This window comes from Pseudomonas anatoliensis (assembly GCF_017976235.1).
GTDB lineage: Bacteria > Pseudomonadota > Gammaproteobacteria > Pseudomonadales > Pseudomonadaceae > Aquipseudomonas > Aquipseudomonas anatoliensis.
In genome coordinates this window covers 223675-246704 of sequence record NZ_JACVHC010000004.1, presented here as the reverse complement: position 1 = coordinate 246704, position 23030 = coordinate 223675, and the positions used below count along the sequence as shown (strand labels likewise).

The window sequence follows — 23030 nt, the reverse complement described above, 5'->3', positions numbered from 1 at the left end:
TCCGATCATAAAGGCGCGCTCATCGTGCGTGAGCGTCACCTGTTTTGGCTAAGGGGGTGGCAGCCCTTCCGGCATTGCGGACAAATGTTCGTGGCAGGCCAGCCAATGGCCTTGTTGTTCTAGGCTCGACGTTTGTTTCTTGAAAACAATCGTCTCGCGCTCCTGGCTGAAGTGTTGCTCCCCTTGCATGCGCAGCTCGGTGGCCACGTCATGGATGAAAATCGCCACGTCACCTTGCAGGCTGACGAAGGCGTTGCTCGAGGTGCAGGAAAGCACCTCGAAGCCATCCTCGGCGCGCCAGCCGTCCCACAACGCCTGATAGGCATCGCGCGACAGCAGCGGCTGTTCGAGGGTGTAGAACACGAAGCTGGCGTCGGCGCTGAATGCGCCGAAGTAGGCTTCGCGATCATTGCGTGCGAAGGCTGAAACCAGTTCGGCCGCCGCATGCAAAACCTGATCATGTTCGTTCATGAACCGATCCTCAGCGATGGACTACGCCAGGCAGTACGCAGAGCATTTCGTACAGCAGGTTGGCGGCCAGCAGCGAGGTGTTGCCGGTGGTGTCGTAAGCGGGCGAGACTTCTACCAGATCGCAACCGATCAGGTCGAGGCCTTGGCAGCCGCGAATGATCTCAATCGCCTGAATGGTCGTCAGGCCACCGATTTCCGGGGTGCCTGTGCCAGGTGCCCAGGCCGGATCGATGCCATCGATGTCGAAGCTCAGGTACACCGGACCGCCGCCGACTTTCTCGCGGACTTCGGCCATCAGCGGCGCCAGCGACTTGTGCCAGCACTCTTCGGCCTGCACCACGCGGAAACCCTGATTACGGCTCCAGTTGAAGTCATCAGCGGTGTAACCCTGGGCGCGCAAACCAATTTGCACCACGCGATCGCAGTCCAGCAGACCTTCTTCGACAGCACGACGGAAGGTCGTACCGTGGGCGATTTTCTCGCCGAACATGTGGTCGTTGACGTCAGCGTGAGCGTCGATGTGTACCAGACCCACCTTGCCGTGCTTTTTGTGAATCGCACGCAGGATCGGCAGGGTGATGGTGTGGTCGCCACCCAGGGTCATCGGAATCACGTTGTGTTCGAGGATGTTGTCGTAGGCTTCTTCAATGATGCGCACGGCGTCGAGCAGGTTGAAGGTGTTGATCGCGACGTCACCGATGTCGGCAACCGACAGCGAATCGAACGGCGCAGCGCCGGTGGCCATGTTGTACGGGCGGATCATCACCGATTCGGCGCGGATGTCGCGCGGTCCGAACCGGGTGCCGGGGCGCAGCGAAGTACCGATGTCCAGCGGCACGCCTACAAAGGCAGCGTCCAGGCCGGCAGCGGTTGGCAAGTGGGGAAGTCGGAGCATGGTGGCGATGCCGCCGAAGCGCGGCATTTCGTTGCCGCCCAGTGGTTGGTGAAGAATCTTGTCCACGGGTAGGGCCTCATCGTCTTTGTTTTATTTATGTCGGCGCGCCGTTCAGCAAAGGTTCGGACGCCGCTGTGGGGCCGATTCTGCGAAATGTAGTGAAGGGGAAGAATCGCTACGGGCAAATACTTAGTTCAGATTTTTCTAAACTAATGGCAAGGCCCACGCTAGACTTCTCCCACTGCTGATTGCCTCTGCAGGAGCTGCCGAAGGCTGCGATCCTTTGATCTTCAGCGGCCCCAAGGCTGGCAAAAATCAAGATCAAAAGATCGCAGCCTGCGGCAGCTCCTACAGGGTTGTGGTTTAAATCTGGATGATGTGTGGAGTAAACATGGCCAACGCTTTACCCGACCTGAAACTGTTACGCATCTTCGTCAGCGTCGTGCGCCATCAGGGTTTCGCCAACGCCCAGCAGGAACTCAACCTCTCGACCTCGGCGATCAGCACCTACATGAGCCAGCTCGAAGCCGCGCTCGGTCTGGTGTTGTGCCATCGCGGCCGCGGTGGTTTCAGCCTTACCAGCAAAGGGGAACTGTTTCATCAGGAAACCCTGCGCCTGCTCGCCGAGCTCGAAGGGTTCGAGCAATATGCCGCCGCGCTAAAGGGCGAATTGCGCGGCACGCTCAACCTCGGGGTGATCGACTCCACTGTCAGCGACAAGGCGTTGCCGTTCGCCGAAGCCATCGGTGCCTACAGTCAGGAACACCCGGCCGTGCATTTGCACCTGTCGGTAATGAGCCCCTACGAACTGCAACTCGGCGTGCAGGACAACCGCCTCGATCTGGCAATTGGTGCGTTCTCCACGCGCATGAGCGGTCTGATTTACATGCCGCTGTACCGTGAGCAGCACTGGCTGTATTGCAGCAGTCGTCACCCGTTGTTTAACGAGCGACGGATTCCCGAGCAAGTCATCACCCAGCAACGCATGGTCGGTCGTGGCTACTGGAGCCAGGCAGAGCTGGCTCGCCACGGTTTCAAACACAGCGCGGCGACGGTAGAAAGTATGGAGGCGCAGTTGATTCTGGTGCTGTCCGGCGCCTACATCGGTTATCTGCCGGAGCACTACGCCCAGGCCTGGGCTGACAAGGGCGATTTGCGCGTGTTGCTGCCAGCGACCTTCGGCTACCAGGCGCCATTTTCGATGATCATGCGCCGTGGCCGCAGCCGCGAACCGCTGATCCAGACTTTCCGCGATTTGCTCAAAGCACAGCTCAACCAGGCGTAAAAATGATGTCCAGAGTCCAATGCCCGCGCTGCCTGCGCCCACAAACCCATTGCCTTTGCCCATTGATCCCGAGCCTCGACAGCCGCACCCGGGTGTTGCTGTTGCAGCATCCGAGCGAGGTCAATCATGCGTTGAATACCGCGCGTCTGGCTGCGCTGGGGCTGACCAATGCCGAGCTGATTGTCGGTGAGGTATTTGCGGATTTGCCGACACTGCTGGACCAGCCGGGCTATCAGGCGCGGCTGCTGTTTCCCGCGGACGATGCGCAGCCGATGCAGGCTTATGGCGCGTCTGATGAACCGCTGTTGCTGGTCGTGCCGGACGGCACCTGGCGCAAGGCGCGCAAGATGCTGCACCTAAATCCACTGTTGGCGGCGTTGCCACGGGTGACACTGGCGCAGGGCGCGGTGTCGCGGTATCGGTTACGCAAGGCGCCGGGGCCTGGGGCGTTATCGACCATCGAGGCGATTGTGCAGGCGTTGCAGACGCTGGAAGCGCCGACATCATTCGAACCGTTGCTTAAACCTTTTGAAGCGTTGATCGAGGGGCAGATTGCAGCGATGGGGGAGGAGACTTTTCAGCGTAATCATGCTGAAAAATGATCGGTGTTTTTGCTGGCCTAATCGCTGGCAAGCCAGCTCCCACAGTATCCATGTCGAACACAAAATCTGTGAACATCACAAAAACCTGTGGGAGCTGGCTTGCCAGCGATAGCGCCAGATCATTCACCACAAAATCCAGATCAAAAGATCGCAGCCTGCGGCAGCTCCTACATGGGGTTTTGCGAGCGCCACAGCTTTTGTAGGAGCTGCCGAAGGCTGCGATCTTTTGATCTTATCTTTCGCGCATCGCCTCGGTCCGGGCTTTGAGCACCGGTTTAAGCAGGTAATCCAGCACACTTTTCTCCCCGGTAATGATGTCCACCGTCGCCACCATCCCCGGAATGATCAGCAGCGGTTTCACATCCCCGCCAAGGTGATTTTTATCGGTACGCACCTGAATTAGGTAGAAGCTGTTGCCCTTGTCATCAGTAATCGTGTCGGCACCAATCAGCTCAAGCTTGGCGCTCAGCCCACCGTAAATCGTGTAGTCGTAAGCACTGAACTTGACCATGGCTTTCTGGCCCGGATGCAGGAACGCGACGTCTTGCGGGCGCACTTTGGCTTCGATCAGCAGGTTGTCTTCCAGCGGCACGATTTCCACCATGTCGCTGCCTGGCTGGACGACGCCGCCGATGGTGTTGACCTTCATCTGCTTGATCACCCCACGCACCGGCGAGGTCACCGTGGTGCGCGTCACACGATCGTCGATGGCGATGCTCGAGGCGGTGATTTTTGACAGGTCGGTGCGTTTCTCATTCAGCTCTTTGGCGGCTTCCGAGCGGAAGGTTTGCTCCGATTCGTCGATCTTGCTGCGGATTTCGGCAATCGCCGATTCGGCCCGTGGGATCGCCAGGGTTGTCGCACTCAGCGAGCCGCGAATCTCCACCGCACTGCGCTTGAGCCGCAGGATTTCCACCGGTGATACCGCACCGCTTTTGACCAGCGGCTCGGACATGTTCATCTCTTGTTGCAGCAAGCCGAGGCTAGAACTGAACTGGCCTTGCTTGGAGCGAAATTCCGCCAGTTCCTGAGTCTTCTGCCGCAGTTGTTCGCTGAGGGTACGTTGCTCACTGGCCAGTCGGCGCAGGCGTTGTTCGTGCAGCGAGCGTTCGTCTTCAGCGACTTGCGGGGCCTTGGCGATCACCTCGGCGGAGAGTTTGAACGGCCGCCCCTCGGCCTCTGCCGACAGCCGTTCGACCTGTGCGGTCAAGGCATATCGATCAGCCTCGCTTTCACCCTTGTTCGACAAAAAACGCGTGTCATCCAGACGCAGCAGGGTGTCGCCCTTGTTGACCATTTGCCCTTCACGGACGAAAAGCTCGGTGACGATCCCGCCCTCAAGGTTCTGGATCACCTGAACCTTGCTCGACGGAATCGCCTTGCCTTCGCCCATGGTCACTTCTTCGAGCACGGCGAACTTGGCCCAGACCACAGCGCTGATCAACAGGGCTGCCGCGAGCCACACGGTGATCCGCGACCAGCGCGGCGAATCCTGCAATGAAGCTCCGGCAGTTTCCGGCATGAACTCGACCTCGGCGCTTTTGCCGAAACTGTCGAAGTAGCCGCGTGACTTGCTATCGGTGGAAGCAGACATGGCGCAACTCCTAGACCGCCGCCGAGCCGACGCGGCCCTTGCGCAGTGCTTCGATGACCGCTTCTTTCGGGCCGTCAGCGACGACCCGGCCGTTATCCAGCACCAGCAACCGATCCACCAGGCTCAGCATCGAGGTGCGGTGGGTGACCAGCAGCAGCGTTTTGCCTTGTACCCATTCGTGCAGCTTCTGGCGCAGTTGGTCTTCGCTGCTGTTGTCCATGGCGCTGGTGGGTTCGTCGAGCAACATGATCGGCGGGTCGAGCAGCAATGCCCGGGCCAGCAATACGGCTTGGCGTTGGCCGCCGGAGAGTAATTGCCCGCGCTCGCCCACCGGCCGGTCGAAGCCTTGCGGGTGCTGGCGCGCGAGTTCGGTGACGCCGGTCAGCTCGGCGACTTCGAGCATGCGTGAATCGCTGATGTAGCGCGCACCAAGGGTCAGGTTGTCGCGCAGGCTGCCGGCCAGCAGCGGCAGATCATGGGCGACATAACCGATCTGCTGGCGCAGGTCAGCGACATCCAGTTGCCGCAGGTCGAGACCGTCGAGCAGCAATTGGCCTTCTTCGGGTTCGTAAAAGCCCATCACCAGCCGTGCCAGGGTACTTTTGCCGGAACCACTACGGCCGATGATGCCGACCCGTTCACCGGGTTTGAGGCTGAAACTGACGTTGCTCAGCGCCGGGGCATTCTGGCCGTTGTAGTGGAAGGTCACGCCGTTGACGTCCAGTGCGCCTTGCAGTTGTGTGCGTTCCAGTGGCCGCTGTTTGCCGTCGCGTTCTTGCGGTAACGACATCAGCGCATCGGTGCTTTTCATGGTCAGTTGCGCTTGCTGATAGCGGGTAATCAGGCCAGCAATCTGCCCCAGTGGTGCGAGCACGCGGCTGCCCAGCATGTACGTCGCCACCAGTGCGCCGACGCTCAGGTTGCCGGCGATGATGCTGTAGACCCCAGCGACAATCGTCGCCATCCCCGCGAACTGTTGGATGAACAACGTGCCGTTGGTGGCGAGTGCCGAGAGGTTGCGCGCATGGCTGTCGAGGCGGGTGAGGGCGCCGTGGGTGCTTTCCCATTTGTGCTGGCGCTCGCTTTCGGCGCTGCAGGCCTTGAGTGTTTCCAGGCCACCGAGGGTCTCGATCAGCAAGGCCTGGCGTTCGGCTCCGAGGCTCAAACTCTTCTGCACGGTGTCACGCAGACGCACCTGAATGATCATCGCGAAGATGATCGTCAGCGGAAACGCCAGCAGCGGAATTACCACCAGCCAGCCACCGAGCAGGCCGATCACCACCAGCATCAGCACCACGAAGGGCAGGTCAATCAGGCTGGTCAGGGTAACCGCGGTGAGGAATTCGCGCAGTCCCTGAAAATCGTGAATGCTCTGGGCAAAACCGCCGATGGTAGCCGGCCGAGCCTTCATCGACATACCGGTGATGCGTTCAAACAACGTCGCGGAAAGGATCACATCGGTTTTCTTGCCTGCGCTGTCCAGCAGGTGTGCACGCACCACTCGCAGCACCAGTTCGAAACCGGTGCCGATCAACAGGCCGATCGATAATACCCACAGGGTTGAAGTGGCCTGATTGGGCACCACGCGGTCGTAGGTCTGCATGACAAACAGCGGCACCATCAGGCCCAGCAGGTTGATCAGGAAACTGGCAAGAATCGCATCGCTGTACAGCCATTTCGACAGCTTCAGGGTGTCACGAAACCACGCATGCACCCGCGGCACCAGCGGCGAGCGCAGGTCTTCGAGTTCATGCCGTGGCCGCGCGAACAAGGCCTGGCCGCTGTAGTGCTCGCCGAGTTCTGCGCGGCTGACCCACTGCTCGCCGCCATCGGCTTCGCTGGGCAGGATCAGCGCCTTGCCGTCATCGCCAAAGCGCCGCAGCACGGCGGTGCGACCGTCGTTGAGCAGTAGCAGAATCGGCAGATTCAGCGGGGAAATGTCTTTCAGCTCACGGCGTAACAACCGCGCCTGCAACCCGGCCCGGGCCGCTGCGCGAGGCAGCAGATCCAGGCTCAGGCGTTGTTTGTTCAGGGGCAGTCCGGCACTCAGGCTGGCGCGACTGACAGTCGCGCCATGGAGTTTGCAGAGGATCAACAGACCGTCGAGTAACGGATCATCGAAGCTCAGCCGCGGATCGACCCCGGCGTTGCCGCCTCCGGCCATGCTAGTCATATTGATCGCCCCTGGTTGTGTGCACATCGCCCTGTGTAGGAGCTGCCGCAGGCTCGGGCCGCGATCGGACGATCTTTTGATATTGGAAAACCAACATCAAAAGATCGCAGCCTGCGGCAGCTCCTACAGAAGGGTTATTTCAGCTCTGGCAGGCGTGCTTCGTTTTTGACTTCGGCAGAAGCAATCGCATCCGCCGGCAGGACCACTCGTTGTTTGCTCAGCAACTGGCCCATGTTGGCCAGCACGCGGTACATCGAATATTCCTCGGTATAGCGAATTTCGGTGTAGCGACGGTTGGCGTTGTAGAGCTCGTTTTCACTGTCGAGCAAATCGAGCAGGGTGCGTTGGCCGAGGCCGAACTGGTCCTGATACGCCATGCGTACACGTTTGGTGGTTTCAGCGTATTCACGGGCGGTCGGGGTTTGTTTCTTGGCATTTTCCATGGCGTTCCAGGCCAGACGAATGTTCTCGTTGAGCTGGCGCAGAGCGTTGTTGCGGATGTCCATCGCCTGATTGATGTCGTGCGCATTCGCCGCCAGTCGCGCCTTGTCGCTGCCGCCACGGAACAGGTTGTAGTTCATCACAATGCCCACGCGCCACTCGTTGTCGTGGCCTTCGTCACCCTGCACGTTGTTGTTCGCGCCAACTGCAGCCTCAGCATCGAAGCGTGGGTAGAACGGCGACTTGGCGACTTCGTACTGGCTCTCTGCCGACTGCACGTCAGCCTGCGCCGATTTCAGGTACGGGTTGTTGTCGACCATGCTCTGCTGGGCTTCGCGCAGTTGGGTGGGCAGTTCACCGCGGGTCGAGGCCGGGGTTTCGAGTTCATCAGGCATGCGCCCGACCACGCTGTAGAAGTTGGATTCGGCGTCGGCCAGATCAACTTCGGCGGTGTCGAGGTTGTTTTGCGCCAGCGCCTTACGGGCGACCGATTGGTCGGAGTCGGCGCTGCTGCCGACGCCGCGCTCGGTACGCAGGCCAATCTGATCGTTGACGCGCAAGTGCGCCTGCAGGTTGTTCGTCGCCAGTGTCACCAGTTCACGGCGCTTGAGCACTTCGAGGTAGACCTCGATGGTGCGCAGGGCCAGGTCCTGAGCGGTGCCTTGCGCGTAGTAGGCGCGCGAGTTGGACACGCCTTTGGTGCGCTCGACTTCGTTGGCAGTGTTGAAGCCATCGAAGATCATTTGCCGCATGCGCAGCTCGGACTGGGTGTAGGTGAGGATTTCGGTGTTGTGATTGCCGAAGGCCCGGGTGTTGGTGTTGTCGCTGTAGCCGCGACCGTAGGCGGCGTTCAAATCGACCGATGGATAGAAGCCACCCTTGGCGACTTTGACTTGTTCATCAGCCGAAAGGCGAGCGTCCACGCGCGACGCAAGTTCCGGGTGGGTAGCAATAGTGCTTTGAATCGCCTCGGTGAGGTTCATGGCCTGGGCTTGAGAAGTGCAAGCCATGGCCAGCAAAACCGCGCTGCAGAGGGGGGTTAGAACGCGCATGGGTGCATCTCCCTGAGTCCTGATGGTGTGTTACTGTCGCCAAATATTTGACGATATTTTGAGGTCTAAGCGTTTCACTCTTGTAACAACAGAGCTAAGAACATCCTGAAGCGTAGCTAAGAAAAAATTTTCATAAGGCTTATTCCGAAAAAAACTTATGCGGTTTGTAAAATGCAGCACATTGTTCATCTCGAAAGCCTTTGTTTTGTGCGCTTTAGGGAGCGCAAAAAGGCTTGAGGAAAGTTCCATTCACTTTGCGACATACGGCGAAGTACTGCTGAAGGGGAGGGACGCGTAGCGGTCGATGAGCGACAGATTTTTGTCACTCGAGTGATTCAACACCGTTACGTAGCGTTAGCAGGTTAGTTGTCTCGATCAGGGTTCGGAGGTGCTTGAAAGCACTGATATTTCCTGCTCGGGTAAGACCTGCGAGACGAACTGTCGAGGGTGCGAGCGTCGCCACGACAACCCGATTGAGCCATGGGCTGCTTCGCGAACCAGTGCTGACGGTGGTCAGCAGCGGAGGATTTCACATGGCAACGCTCATCGGCACAGTTACCAAGGTTATTGGTCAGGTTTTCGCTCAAGGCATCGACGGCACTCGTCGCGAGCTGGTTGAGGGGGATCGCCTGTTTGCTGGCGATCAACTGATCACCGGGGCCGAGGGCGCGGTTGCCGTTCATCTGCAAAATGGCCAGGAATTGACCTTGGGTCGCGGCAGCAGCCTGACCATGACCGACCAATTGCTGGCCGGCCAGGCTGCGCACGTGAACGCCGCTGAGGCGCTGACTCCGAGCGATGCACAACTGACCGATGTCGAGCAGATCCAGAAAGCCATCGCTGCCGGTGACGACCCGAGCAAAACCGCTGAAGCCACTGCTGCAGGTCCGAATGCTCCAACAAGTGGTGTGCCGGGTGAAGCGGGTGGCGGCCACAGTTTTGTTTTGCTGGAGGAAGTCGGCGGGCGAGTTGACCCGATCATCGGCTTCCCCACTGCCGGCTTCAATGGCATTCCCGAGTTTCCTGAAGAACGCCGCAACGCAGTCATCGACAATGGTGACAACGGCGACGATATCGGCGCGCCTGTTGTCCCGCCGCCACCGGTGAACAATCCGGTCACGCTCGGCGGGCTTGCGGTCGCCGGCGGTGAGCTGAACGTAAACGAAGCCAATCTGCCCGACGGCTCTGCCGCCAATAGCGGAGCGTTGACGCAAAGTGGCAGCTTCACCGTATCGGCACCGGACGGTCTGACCAGCCTGAGCATCGGCGGCATCAACCTGATCAACGGTGGCGTGGCCGTCGGCTTCCCGCAATCGATCACCACGCAACTGGGCAACACGCTGACCATCACCAGTTACAACCCGGCGACCGGCGTGGTCAGCTACAGCTACACGCTCAATGGCAACGAAACCCATGCGGCCGGCGACGGCGCCAACAATCTCAGCGAACAGTTCACCGTGATCGCCGGCGACAGCAATGGCGACACCGCCACGGGAACGCTCGACGTCAACATCACCGACGACGTGCCGGTCGCGGTCGACGACAACAATGGCACCGCTTCCGAAACCTTGTTGACGCTGACCGGCAACGTGCTGACCAACGATGATCAAGGCGCCGATCGTGTGCCGGTCGGCCCGAATGCTGGCCCGATCACCCCGGGTACTTTCACCGGTACCTACGGCACGCTGGTGCTCAACGCCAACGGCACTTACACCTACACGCTGAACACCAGCGATGCTGACTTCAAAGCCCTGACCGGCGGCGGTAACGGCACGGAAACCTTCGCCTATACCCTCACCGATGCCGACGGCGATACCAGCACCGCGAACCTCGTGTTGCAGATCCATAACAATGACGATCCGGTGATCATCAACGGCCTCGATGTGAACGGTGGCGAGCTCACCGTTTACGAGCAAAATCTCGGTGACGGCAGCGCGCCTGACTCTGCGGCGTTGACCCAAAACGGCACCTTCACCATCACCGCACTGGACGGCGTCACCACGCTGACTATCGGTGGTATTGCCGTGGTCACCAACGGCGTTGCCGCCGGTTTCCCGCAATCGGTCACCACACCGTTGGGCAGCACGCTGACCATCAACGGGTTCAACGCGACGACGGGCGTGGTCAGTTACAGCTACACCCTGGTCGACAACGAAGCGCACGCATCCGCCAACGGCGCGAATAATCTGCCAGAGCAATTCGCCGTCACCGTGGTCGATGACAACGGCACCACCGCCAACGCGACCCTCGATGTGAACATCGTCGATGACCTGCCAAACGCCGTGAACGACAGCAACACATCGACCGCATCGGAAACCCTGCTAACGCTGACCGGTAACGTCCTGACCAACGACGTGCAAGGCGCCGACCGCGTAACCACTGGCCCGATCACCGCCGGTACGTTCACCGGTACCTACGGCACGCTGGTGCTCAACGCCAACGGCACTTACACCTACACGCTGAACACCAGCGATGCTGACTTCAAAGCCCTGACCGGCGGTGGTAGCGGCACGGAAACCTTCGCCTACACCCTGACCGATGCCGACGGCGACACCAGCACCGCGAACCTCGTCTTGCAGATCCACAACAACGACGATCCGGTGATCATCAACGGTCTGGATGTGAACGGTGGCGAACTCACCGTTTACGAGCAAAATCTCGGTGACGGCAGCGCGCCTGACTCTGCGGCGCTGACTCAAAACGGCACCTTCACCATCACCGCACTGGACGGCGTTACCACGCTGACTATCGGTGGCATTGCCGTGGTCACCAATGGCGTGGCCGCCGGTTTCCCGCAATCCGTCACCACACCGTTGGGCAGCACGCTGACCATCACCGGGTTCAACGCAACGACTGGCGTGGTCAGTTACAGCTACACCCTGGTCGACAACGAGGCGCACGCAACTGCCAACGGCGCGAACAATCTGCCTGAGCAGTTCGCCGTCACCGTGGTCGATGACAACGGCACCACTGCCAACGGCACCCTCGATGTGAACATCGTCGATGACCTGCCAAATGCCGTGAACGACAGCAACACGTCGACCGCATCGGAAACCCTGCTAACGCTGACCGGCAACGTCCTGACCAACGATGTACAAGGCGCCGACCGCGTAACCACTGGCCCGATCACCGCCGGTACGTTCACCGGTACCTACGGCACGCTGGTGCTCAATGCCAACGGCACTTACACCTACACGCTGAACACCAGCGATGCCGATTTCAAAGCCCTGACCGGCGGCGGTAACGGCACGGAAACCTTCGCCTACACCTTGACCGATGCCGACGGCGATACCAGCACCGCGAACCTCGTGTTGCAGATCCATAACAACGACGATCCGGTGATCATCAACGGGTTGAACGTCGAGGGTGGCGAACTCACCGTTTACGAGCAAAATCTCGGTGACGGCAGCGCGCCTGACTCTGCGGCGTTGACCCAAGACGGTACCTTTACCATCACCGCACTGGACGGCGTCACCACGCTGACTATCGGTGGCATTGCCGTGGTCACCAACGGCGTCGCCGCTGGTTTCCCACAATCAGTCACCACCCCGTTGGGCAGCACGCTGACCATCACCGGGTTCAACGCGACGACGGGCGTGGTCAGTTACAGCTACACCCTGGTCGATAACGAAGCGCACGCAACTGCCAACGGCGCGAACAATCTGCCAGAGCAATTCGCCGTCACCGTGGTCGATGACAACGGCACCACAGCCAACGGCACCCTCGATGTGAACATCGTCGATGACCTGCCAAACGCCGTGAACGACAGCAACACGTCAACCGCTTCGGAAACTTTGCTGACGCTGACCGGCAACGTCCTGACCAACGACGTGCAAGGCGCCGACCGCGTAACTACTGGCCCGATCACCGCCGGTACGTTCACCGGTACCTACGGCACGCTGGTGCTCAACGCCAACGGCACTTACACCTACACGCTGAACACCAGCGACGCTGACTTCAAAGCCCTGACCGGCGGCGGTAACGGCACGGAAACCTTCGCCTACACCCTCACCGATGCCGACGGCGATACCAGCACCGCGAACCTCGTGTTGCAGATCCACAACAACGACGATCCGGTGATCATCAACGGCCTCGATGTGAACGGTGGCGAACTCACCGTCTTCGAGAAAAACCTCAGCGACGGCAGCGCGCCTGACTCTGCGGCGTTGACCCAAAACGGCACCTTCACCATCACCGCACTGGACGGCGTCACCACGCTGACTATCGGTGGTATTGCCGTGGTCACCAACGGCATCGCCGCTGGTTTCCCGCAATCGGTCACTACCCCGCTGGGCAGCACGCTGACCATCACCGGGTTCAACGCGACGACTGGCGTGGTCAGTTACAGCTACACCCTGGTCGACAACGAAGCGCACGCAACTGCCAACGGCGCGAACAATCTGCCAGAGCAATTCGCCGTCACCGTGGTCGATGACAACGGCACCACTGCCAACGGCACCCTCGATGTGAACATCGTCGATGATCTGCCAAGTGCCATTGACGACAGCAACACATCGACCGCTTCAGAAACCCTGCTGACGTTGACCGGCAACGTCCTGACCAACGACGTGCAGGGCGCCGACCGCGTAACCACCGGCCCGATCACCCCGGGTACTTTCACCGGTACCTACGGCACGCTGGTGCTCAACGCCAACGGCACTTACACCTACACGCTGAACACCAGCGATGCCGATTTCAAAGCCCTGACCGGCGGCGGTAACGGCACGGAAACCTTCGCCTACACCCTCACCGATGCCGACGGCGATACCAGCACCGCGAACCTCGTGTTGCAGATCCACAACAACGACGATCCGGTGATCATCAACGGTCTGGATGTGAACGGTGGCGAACTCACCGTTTACGAGAAAAACCTCAGCGATGGCACCAGCCCGAACACCCCGGCGCTGACCCAGAGCGGCACGTTCACCGTGACGGCCATCGACGGTCTGCAAACCCTGACTGTCGGCGGCATTGCCGTAGTGACCAATGGCGTGGCCGCAGGCTTCCCGCAATCGACCGTCACACCGCTGGGCAGCACGCTGACCATCACCGGTTTCAACGCAACGACTGGCGTGGTCAGCTACAGCTACACCCTGGTGGATAACGAAACTCATCCGAACGCCAATGGCGCCAACAGCATCACCGAGAACTTCAATGTCGTCGCGACGGACACCGATGGCAGCACCGCCAACGGGCAGATCAACGTCAATATCGTCGATGACTTGCCGAGCGCGCATCCCGATGCGGCGTCGGTGGCGGAGGGCGCCACTGTCAGCGGCAATGTCCTGAACAACGATATTGGCGGTGCCGATGGCCCGGCCGTGACAGGCGCGGTGGTTGGCGTGCGCGTCGGTGCCGATACCTCAACTTCGGCCATCGGTGGCCTGAACTCGCAGATCAACGGCACCTACGGCTACCTGACCCTCGATGCCAACGGCAACGCGGTTTACCACAGCAATCCCAACACGGTGAATGGCCCAGGTGCAGTGGATGTGTTCACCTACACCGTGCGTGATGCCGACGGCGATGAAAGCACCACCACCATCACCATCGATGTCTCCAACAGCAAACTGTATGCGGTCAGCGACACCGACGTCACCGTCTACGAGAAAGCGCTGGACCTGACCAAGGACGGCGTGGATCTGGCGCCCGGCACCGTCACGGGCAGCGACCCGACCAGCACCAGCGAAACCGCGTCCGGCACGTTGGTCGGCTCGGTCAACGGTGCCGTCGGCGCGATCAGCTATGCGCTGGTTGGCAGCGCCACCGGCAACTACGGGCAGATCGTCCTCAACCCCAACGGCACCTACACCTACACCCTGACATCGCCAGCGACCACCACACCGAATGCCGATGACGGTGCCAACACCCTGACCGAAACCTTCACCTATCAGGCCACCGATTCGCTGGGCAACATCGTCACCAGCACCATCGTCGTCAGCATCGTCGATGACGTGCCGCAAGCGATGAACGACAGCAATGCCAACAACGCCTCGGAAACCCAACTCACCCTGAGCGGCAACGTGCTGACCAACGATGTGCAAGGCGCAGACGTGGTGGCGACCGGCCCGATTACCCCCGGCACTTTCACCGGCACTTACGGCACGCTGGTACTCAACGCCAACGGTACTTACACCTACACCCTCGACGCCACTGACGCCGACTTCAAAAACCTGCAAGGTGGCGGCAACGGCACCGAGACGTTTACCTACACCCTGACCGATGCCGACGGCGATACCAGCACCGCCAGCCTGGTGCTGAACGTCCACAACAATAACGACCCGGTGGTGCTCAACGGCCTCGACGTCAATGGCGGCGAACTCACCGTTTACGAGAAAAACCTCAGCGACGGCACCAGCCCCAACACCCCGGCGCTGACCCAGAGCGGCACCTTCACCGTGACCGCTCTTGATGGCCTGCAAACCCTCACCGTCGGTGGCATTGCCGTGGTCACCAATGGCGTGGCCGCAGGCTTCCCGCAATCAACCGTCTCGCCGCTGGGCAGCACTTTCACCATCACCGGTTATAACCCGGCCACTGGCGTGGTCAGCTACAGCTACACCCTGGTCGATAACGAAACCCACCCGAACGCCAACGGTGCCAACAGCATCACCGAAAACTTCAACGTGGTAGCAACCGACACCGATGGCAGTACCGCCAGCGGTCAGATCAACGTCAACATCGTCGATGATCTGCCGACCGCCAAACCCGACACCGGCTCGGTGGCGGAGGGTGGCACGGTCAACGTCAGCGTATTGGGCAACGACGTCAACGGTGCCGATGGCGCGGCCACGGTGATCGGCGTGCGCGCCGGCAGCAATACTGCAACCTCGGCTGTTGGCGGGCTCAACAGCAACATCAACGGCGCCTACGGTTACCTGACCCTCGATGCGGCGGGCAATGCCGTTTACCACAGCAACCCGAACTCGGTGAGCCCACCGGGCGCCACTGACACCTTCACCTATAGCATCCGCGACAGTGACGGCGACGAAAGCACCACGACCATCACCATCAATGTCGCCGACTGCAAACTCATTGCCTCGGTCGATCAGGACGTGACTGTCTTTGAAAAAGCCCTCGACCTGAGCAAGGATGGCCAGGATCTGGCGTCCGGCACGGTCACCGGCAGCGACCCGGGCAACACCGGCGAAACCGCCAGCGGCACGCTGGTCGGTGCGGTCACCGGCGGCAGCGGCGCGCTCACTTACACCCTGGTCGGCAGCGCCACCGGCACTTACGGGCAGATCCAGCTCAACGCCGACGGCACCTACACCTACACGCTGACTTCGGCCCCCAAAACCTCGCCGAACGCCAACGACGGGCCGAACACCCTGAGCGAAAGCTTCACCTACAAAGCCACCGATGCGCTGGGCAACACCACCACCAGCACCCTCGTCGTCAACATCGTTGATGACGTGCCAAAAGCCGTTGCCTCGGATCGCTCGGTGACAGCCGTGGAGATCGATTCCAACCTGCTGATCGTTCTTGATATCTCCGGCAGCATGGCCGATGCCTCGGGTGTGCCGGGCCTGTCGCGGCTGGCGCTGGCCAAGCAGGCGATCAGTGCCTTGCTCGACAAGTACGATGATCTGGGCGACGTCAAAGTCCAACTGGTGACCTTCAGCAGCAACGCCACCGACCGAACCGCCGTGTGGGTGGACGTCGCGACAGCGAAGACGATTCTTGCGGGGCTGACGGCTGGCGGCGGTACCAACTACGATGCTGCCGTGGCGGTGATGCAGACCGCGTTCAACACCTCGGGCAAACTCACCGGGGCGCAGAACGTCGGCTACTTCTTCTCCGACGGCAAACCCAACGAGGGCGACATCAACGCCGCCGATGAAGCCGCGCTGAAAAATTTCCTCGATGCCAACAACATCAAGAACTACGCAATCGGCCTCGGCAGCGGCGTGAGCAACGCCAACCTCGATCCGCTGGCGTACGACGGCATCAACCACACCAACACCAACGCGGTGGTGGTCACCGACCTCAACCAGCTCAACTCGGTGCTGTCGGGCACCGTGCAGGGCGCGCCGGTCACCGGTTCGTTGCTGGGCGAGGGCGGCACGTTCGGCGCCGATGGCGGTTTCATCAAATCCATCGTGATCGACGGCACCACCTACACCTATGACCCTAAAGCCCTCAGTGGCCAGGGGTCACTGATCGCGAGCGGCGGCGTCAATCACGGCACCTTCAACACCGCGAACAACACGTTGAGCATCGCCACCAACAACAGCGGCACGCTGCTGATCAACCTCGACACCGGTGAATACACCTACACCTCGCAGAAAACCACCGCTGTGGTGCTCACCGAAAATATCGGCTTCACCGTCAGCGATAACGATGGCGATCTGGCTAGCTCGACGCTGACCGTGAAAGTGATCCCCAACGCACCTCCGGTGGCGATGGACGACCACGTCATCACCAACGTGCTGTCGGGCAACATTTTGGTGCCGGGTGAGCTGTTGCTGGCCAACGACACCGACCCTAACGGCGATACCCTCAACGCGACGCCAACCAGTTTCAACACCGGTTGGGTGTCGAAAGAGGCGGACTTCACCGGCACCGGCGCGATCAATTTCACGGGCACCAACGTCAATACGGCGGCCAACCAGAATCTGGCCAACGTCCGTAGTGCGTTCTCGGCGAACGCGGCAACCATGACCGCCGTGCTGGTGGTCAGCGGCTACCTGGGCGCCGTGACCAACAGCAATGCCAATGATGAAGACCGCATCACCGTCAACCTGCGTCAGGGTGAAACCCTCAACCTCGACCACAATCTGGCGGCCGGTAACGTCGGCATGGAGTACTCGATCAATGGCGGCAGCTGGATCGCGCTGGCGGACGGACAAACCCTCACTGCGACATCGAGCGCGGTCTACCAGATTCACATCACCAACCTTACCAACCCCACGGGCGGCAACGTCAACGGGTCGGAAAACTACCAGTTGACCATGAAGCTCAACTACGCCGGGGCCCAGGACATGGCCCCGGACTACCACGGCACTTACACCGCCAACGATAACCACGGCGGCAGCGACACGGCCAACGTGAGCATCAGTTACCAGGACGGCCACACTCTCACCGGTACAGCAGGCGATGACGTGCTGGTGGCGGGCACCGGCAACAACATCATCAATGCCGGCGACGGCAACGACGTACTGACCGCAGGCTCAGGCAACAACGAACTGCACGGCGGCGCTGGCAACGACTTGCTCTACAGCGGCGCCGGCAATGACCTGCTCGATGGCGGCAGTGGGACCGACACCGCGAGCTACGCCCATGCGACTACCGCCGTCACCGTCAACCTCGGCCTGCTCGGTGCGCAAAACACCCTCGGCGCCGGGACGGACACCCTGACCGGTATCGAAAACCTCGTCGGCTCCAACTTCAACGACAGCCTGACTGGCGACAACAATAACAACGTGATCAACGGAGGTCTGGGCAACGACACCCTCAATGGGGGCGGCGGCGATGACTTGCTGATCGGTGGTTTAGGCAACAACACCCTGACCGGTGGGGCAGGGGTCGACACCTTCCAGTGGCTCAAAGGCAACAGCGGCCACGACCTGATTACCGACTTCACCCCCGGCACCGACAAGCTCGACCTGTCGCAACTGCTGCAAGGTGAAAACGGCACCACGTCGTCCCTCGACGACTACCTGCACTTCAGCGTCAGCGGCAGTGGCGCCTCGGTCATGACCAGCATCGACGTGAGCGCCATGGCCGGCGCCACGCCGAACCAGACGATCGATCTGGCCGGCGTCAACCTCGCCAGCCACTACGGCGTCACGCCTGGCGCCGGTGGGATGATTGCCAGCGGGCACGACACAGCGACGATCATCAGCGGCATGTTGAATGATCATTCGTTGAAGGTAGATACCGTTTGATCTGAGGCAGAACGACAAAACCCGCCGTCCCGATCATCGGGGCGGCGGGTTTTTTCATGCCTCAGACAGGTGACCCGTGTAGGAGCTGCCGAAGGCTGCGATCTTTTGATCTTGCTTCTAAAAAAGTCAAAAGATCGTCCGATCGCGGCCCGAGCCTTCGGCAGCTCCTACAGGGAGGTATTTGCCCTCAGGCATAAAAAAACCGCCGTCCCGTTCAATCGGGACGGCGGTTTTTTGTTTCATCACGAAACGTCAGGAATCGCGGCGCACAAGCCGGCGGATTCTGGCGTAGCTGTAGGCAACGACGCAAGAATCTGTGGCCGAAATCCGTGTCGGCAGGTTTCCTTTAAACGTTTGTTGTTTATTCCGTGTCGACCTGCCAGTTCGGCGAAATCTCCGACGAGCGGTAGCAATACCTGTAATTTCTGACAGTAGCCGCTTTCTGACGATGCGCGCTAAATGAAGCCAGCCATTCGAAAGTTGTCGCAGTGCGACAGCTTGCGAACCAGCAAGCCTCAACATTCGTCAGGGAATACGCGCGATGTCAGCTCACAAAACGCCGAACGATGAAACGACTCTCCCGAGTGGGCCGCGTGCTGATATTCCAGCCCCCAAGGTGCCCTTGGTGCTGGATCCGGATGATCCTCTGGGGCTGCTGCCGCTGCGAGCATTGGGGCGGGATCTGGAAGTTATGTTCGACGGCCTGGACTTCACGACCATTCCCAATCGCACCGATTTGGTGGAGCTGGGTTTGATGGCGCGCGGCGCTGCTTTCATCCCAGTCAATCAGCGTGAATACCCCTCCAATATTCCTGTGCAACAGCCGCAAACCCTCACTGTTCCCCAGAGCCTTTTAATCCAGGGCGCGTACGATATTTCGATCCGCTTTTCTCGCAGCATGGTCAACCCTGCGGAGTCCCTTAGAAAAAGCATCACTATTGATACCACCAAGCCCAATTTTGGCATCCAGCCCGATGCGGTCATTTTTCCTGACGAGTTGAACGGAACCCTCACAGAAAGTTATCTGACGCAACACGGACAGGTCATCGTCGAGGTGCCGTTTTACTTAGATGTCACAACGGGCGATCGAGCAGTCTATTTCTGGACGGACACGCAGGATCCGAGTGACCGCGAAGTTGAGATCGGCGAGCAGGAATTCAGCGAGCAGGAGATTATCGACGAGCGTTTGCTGATCACGGTGCATGCCGATGAGATCCGCGCGTGGGGACACGGTGATCGCTATATGTATTACCGGCTCAGGGATCGCGCGGGTAATACCGGGCCAAATGCGAGGCGGGCGGCGATCTTTGTCGATCTCTCGCCGCTTCCAGGTGCGCTGCTACCTCCCGAGGTGCCTTTGACGCGCAATTTGCTCGACCGTCAACAGGCCCGCGAAGGCGTTCAGGTGAAAATTGAACGTTATGATTTCGCGGACGCGGCGCATCGAGTCGCCATCGACTGGGACGGCACCGCACTGGCAGAGATACCGGTCGACCCCAGCGGTTTTCCGTTGGAGACCACTGTCCCGTGGACGGCCATTCACGCACGGGGCAATGGCCCTTCACGACCCAAAGTGAGTTATCGCATCCGTCTGGCAGATGGCAGCTACACCGCATCTTCGCCTGACATTTCCGTGGCACTGGACTTGACCATAGCCGGCCAGGATCACGTGGACGCCCCGGCATTGCTCAATGAAACCCTGGTCAAACTGGAAATTCGCGGGCAAAAGTCCGATCTCGCTAACCAGTTGCGCAGTGTGGACTTCGGACTGCCGGCAAGAGCGTTACTGGTGCTCTACGACAATCCTCAGCCTTATGAGGAAATCGATGTGTATTGGGGGCAGATTCCGACGCCCGTGGCGACTTATCCGGTGAAGGCGGGTGATGTATCAGGCAGCCTTGTCGAGGTTGAAATCCCCTGGGAGCACATCCTGCCAGAACTGCAGAATCCGAACTTGCCGGTTTACTACGTCACCCGCAATGGTGTGAACGAACAGTATTCACGCAAGACCGAAGTCAAGGTGTCGATTGTCATCATTGAAAACCTCAAGGAACCGACATTCCCCCATGCAGGAAAACAAGGCGTCTTGCATTGTTGTTCTGTACCTCGCTTGTGGGAGGGCGTTACGGTTCATATACCGGGCAACCCACACTTCGCAGCAAGGGATGAAGTGATTGTGCACTGGCAAGGATGTCGTGGGCTAAACGGAACTGACCCGATTGTGGACGCCTATCACGAATTTTCGAAAATCATTGATCCTGCGGAAGCTGCAAATGGCTTCGATATCGTCGTAGCTGATTACGAGAAGTTGATAGCACCTATGGTGAATAACGGTTCGGCCCTTGTCTGGTACATCTTGTACAAGCGAGATGATGGTATAGGTCGGTCGCGTCCGGATTTTGTAATTATCAATAGAACCATGCCCAGTGGTGAGATCTGTTCGCCAACGAATGAGGTTTTTTGCCCGGAAGTGAATTCCTGAGCAAATAAGCAGTAGGTAAATGCCAGGTGTTACGGATCAGATATTTATTTGATTCGAGAGTGTAGTTTTGTCGTGAGTATGGGTTTGCAAATATCTGCTTTGATAATGAGGAGAACGACAATGACTGTCTATGAAAAAAATACCAATGAAGATCCCGGTAGAGCTGCACTAAAGGCGGTGCGTGCGGCGAAGTCCGCTCGCATGGCAACGGCGCCAGAGTTACAGGGGCTATTGCCGGATGTTACAGGTGATGAAAAGAACAAACTGCCGAAGGCACGACAGGGTGTTGATAATGACGTGATTATCAACAGCGTACTGGAACTCAATCCTCCTCCTGCTCCGGGTCGCCGGGTCGAGTTGCAACTCCTGTGGGACGACGTGCCAGTCGGCATACCTGTTCCGGCAACAACCCCGATCCCCCCCATGCAAACACTAGTGTTGCCCTCTGTTTTTACAACTGCTGAAGGCCCGCACCGGTTGGGATATCAAGTGAAATATGTCAATGATGTTTGGAATTTCGATACCCCGGTCCAGATCATTATTGATAAGACAGCGCCGAATAGAGATGCTCAGGCGGCGGTAATTGAACTGCCAGCGGAGTATGCTGATTTGCGCATTACCAAAGAGCGGCTGGATGCTAATCCAGTGATTGAACTAACTATCCCTTTGCACTCCGACCGAAGAACCGGGGATGTTGCCGGCGTCTTTATGGGGGCAAGTTACCCGGGTGCGTTTATCGGCTCCTATCAGACCCCCGATGACGGCACCAGTGCGATGACGGTAAACCTGAGCAAACATCAGGTAGAAAACGGCCGTGAGGGGGAGCGGATCATTTATTACCAGTGGATTGATCGTGTCGGTAATGAGGCGCAGCAGCCTTCCGTTGGGCTCAGCGTTGTTGTCGAACTCACGGCGGCCCCGGCCAACTTGAAACCACTCGAAGTGCCTGAGGCGCCAGACCCCGACAACCTCATCTCTATTAAGGATGCCTATCCAGATGTCGCTGTAGTTATCCAGGAGTACGACAACATTGGGCCGCTGGACGAAGTGGCTTTGCTCTGGGATGGCATTCCCCAGCCCCGCAAACGATCCAGCGATGGCTTTCCGATGATTTTCGACGTTCCCTATGGGCATGTGAAACGCAACGGTCTGGGGCCAAGGCCCATATCTGTGACCTACTCGATATGGCGTGGTGCTAAGGAATATCCTGAGCTGACAGCTGTGCCGGTAAATATCGATTTGCGCCGTCCCGGTACACTGCCACCTGATCCTGAAAACCCGGAGGTCGGCAATCCGAACCTGGCGCAAGTATCGGTTCAAGCAGCAGTTACTATCGAACCAAACAAATTTGAACTGATTGATGCGGGACAGGATGGTACGGCAACTACGGTCATCGATGCAGTCCGCGAAACCGGCGATATCTATCAGTTGTATTGGGGGGGGGGCGCTGTGCCAGGTGGTCGTTATGAAGTGGACGGGTCTGAACTGGATGATGACCCGGTCATATTTACCATTCCTCACGCGTTCATAACTGCTCAGGGTAATAATCCTGTAATTCCGGTGCATTACGAAATAACTAATCCATTGATTCCGGACAGCAATCCAAACCCCTCTTTACGACAACCAGTCAGTGTCTACGTTATTGCTGTAACGCTTCCTAAACCAAAAGTAAACTTCACTGTAATGAGCGGTGGTGATGAATTTTTAACCTGTTCTTCACTGAAGAATGTTGCTGGGCACGGACACGTCGCTGTTGTAACTGTAGCGGGGGGCGAACCTTTGGCTGCTGGGCTTAAGTTGGAGTTTACTTGGGATGGTGTGGGTTGGGATGGTACGGCTCCTGTCCCATTGCCGTCTTTTAAATTTGATAAGACGTTGTCGGGTAACGAACATATTGATGGGTTTGAGGTGTATTTGCCCTACGCTACAGCCTTGGAGCCGATTCAGGATGGCAGTGGCAGTATTCGATATGTAGCTGAAATAGCCGGACGTGAAGAAAGTTCGGATCAGCACGAAGTGCAAGTCGTTGCGCGTACCAGCAGCGGGGGCGCCTGTCCAATACCTTGATGCTTAACTAAGTGGCACCTTGAAAAAGGAAGGCGTCAGTCTTCCTTTTTTTATTTCTACTGTCGTGTTTGTTTGCGA

The 23030-nt window shown here is 59.0% G+C and carries 10 protein-coding genes; 5 read left to right on the top strand and 5 right to left on the bottom strand.

Annotation, left to right across the window (positions count from 1 at the left end; all coding sequences use genetic code 11):
• Positions 1-48: 48 nt before the first annotated feature.
• Positions 49-471 (bottom strand): YybH family protein, encoded by a 423-nt coding sequence (locus ICA16_RS14640; RefSeq protein WP_150617702.1) that lies wholly within the window; start codon positions 469-471, stop codon positions 49-51.
• 10 nt (positions 472-481) lie between these two features.
• Complete coding sequence (gene speB, locus ICA16_RS14635; RefSeq protein WP_047300226.1) at positions 482-1432, bottom strand: agmatinase; 951 nt, start codon at positions 1430-1432, stop codon at positions 482-484.
• 325 nt (positions 1433-1757) lie between these two features.
• Here speB and ICA16_RS14630 point away from each other — a divergent pair, with 325 nt between their 5' ends.
• Both ICA16_RS14630 and ICA16_RS14625 read left to right on the top strand, forming a co-directional pair.
• Positions 1758-2651 (top strand): LysR family transcriptional regulator, encoded by an 894-nt coding sequence (locus ICA16_RS14630; protein ID WP_007914510.1) that lies wholly within the window; start codon positions 1758-1760, stop codon positions 2649-2651.
• Between the two features lie 5 nt (positions 2652-2656).
• Positions 2657-3253, top strand: a complete 597-nt coding sequence (locus tag ICA16_RS14625) for a tRNA-uridine aminocarboxypropyltransferase (RefSeq protein ID WP_210700877.1) — start codon at positions 2657-2659, stop codon at positions 3251-3253.
• Between the two features lie 232 nt (positions 3254-3485).
• Here the strand turns inward: ICA16_RS14625 and ICA16_RS14620 are convergent, their stop codons facing one another.
• The 3 genes from ICA16_RS14620 to ICA16_RS14610 all read right to left on the bottom strand — a co-directional run bounded on the left by ICA16_RS14620 (position 3486) and on the right by ICA16_RS14610 (position 8513).
• Positions 3486-4847 carry an HlyD family type I secretion periplasmic adaptor subunit gene (locus tag ICA16_RS14620; protein WP_150617704.1) on the bottom strand — a complete coding sequence of 454 codons (1362 nt, stop codon included), beginning with the start codon at positions 4845-4847 and terminating at the stop codon, positions 3486-3488.
• A 10-nt stretch (positions 4848-4857) separates the two neighbouring features.
• Positions 4858-7020, bottom strand: a complete 2163-nt coding sequence (locus ICA16_RS14615) for a type I secretion system permease/ATPase (RefSeq protein ID WP_210553727.1) — start codon at positions 7018-7020, stop codon at positions 4858-4860.
• 134 nt (positions 7021-7154) lie between these two features.
• Complete coding sequence (locus ICA16_RS14610; protein ID WP_150602983.1) at positions 7155-8513, bottom strand: TolC family outer membrane protein; 1359 nt, start codon at positions 8511-8513, stop codon at positions 7155-7157.
• A 533-nt stretch (positions 8514-9046) separates the two neighbouring features.
• On the opposite strand from ICA16_RS14610, the gene ICA16_RS14605 reads away from it, so the two are divergent.
• The 3 genes from ICA16_RS14605 (at position 9047) to ICA16_RS14595 (ending at position 22952) form a co-directional block, all read left to right on the top strand.
• Positions 9047-18403 (top strand): retention module-containing protein, encoded by a 9357-nt coding sequence (locus ICA16_RS14605; RefSeq protein ID WP_210700876.1) that lies wholly within the window; start codon positions 9047-9049, stop codon positions 18401-18403.
• Between the two features lie 541 nt (positions 18404-18944).
• A complete protein-coding gene (locus tag ICA16_RS14600; RefSeq protein WP_210700875.1) occupies positions 18945-20885 on the top strand; it encodes a hypothetical protein in 1941 nt (646 codons plus the stop codon).
• Positions 20886-21005: 120 nt separating this feature from the next.
• Positions 21006-22952 carry a hypothetical protein gene (locus ICA16_RS14595; protein ID WP_210700874.1) on the top strand — a complete coding sequence of 649 codons (1947 nt, stop codon included), beginning with the start codon at positions 21006-21008 and terminating at the stop codon, positions 22950-22952.
• Positions 22953-23030 lie beyond the last annotated feature (78 nt).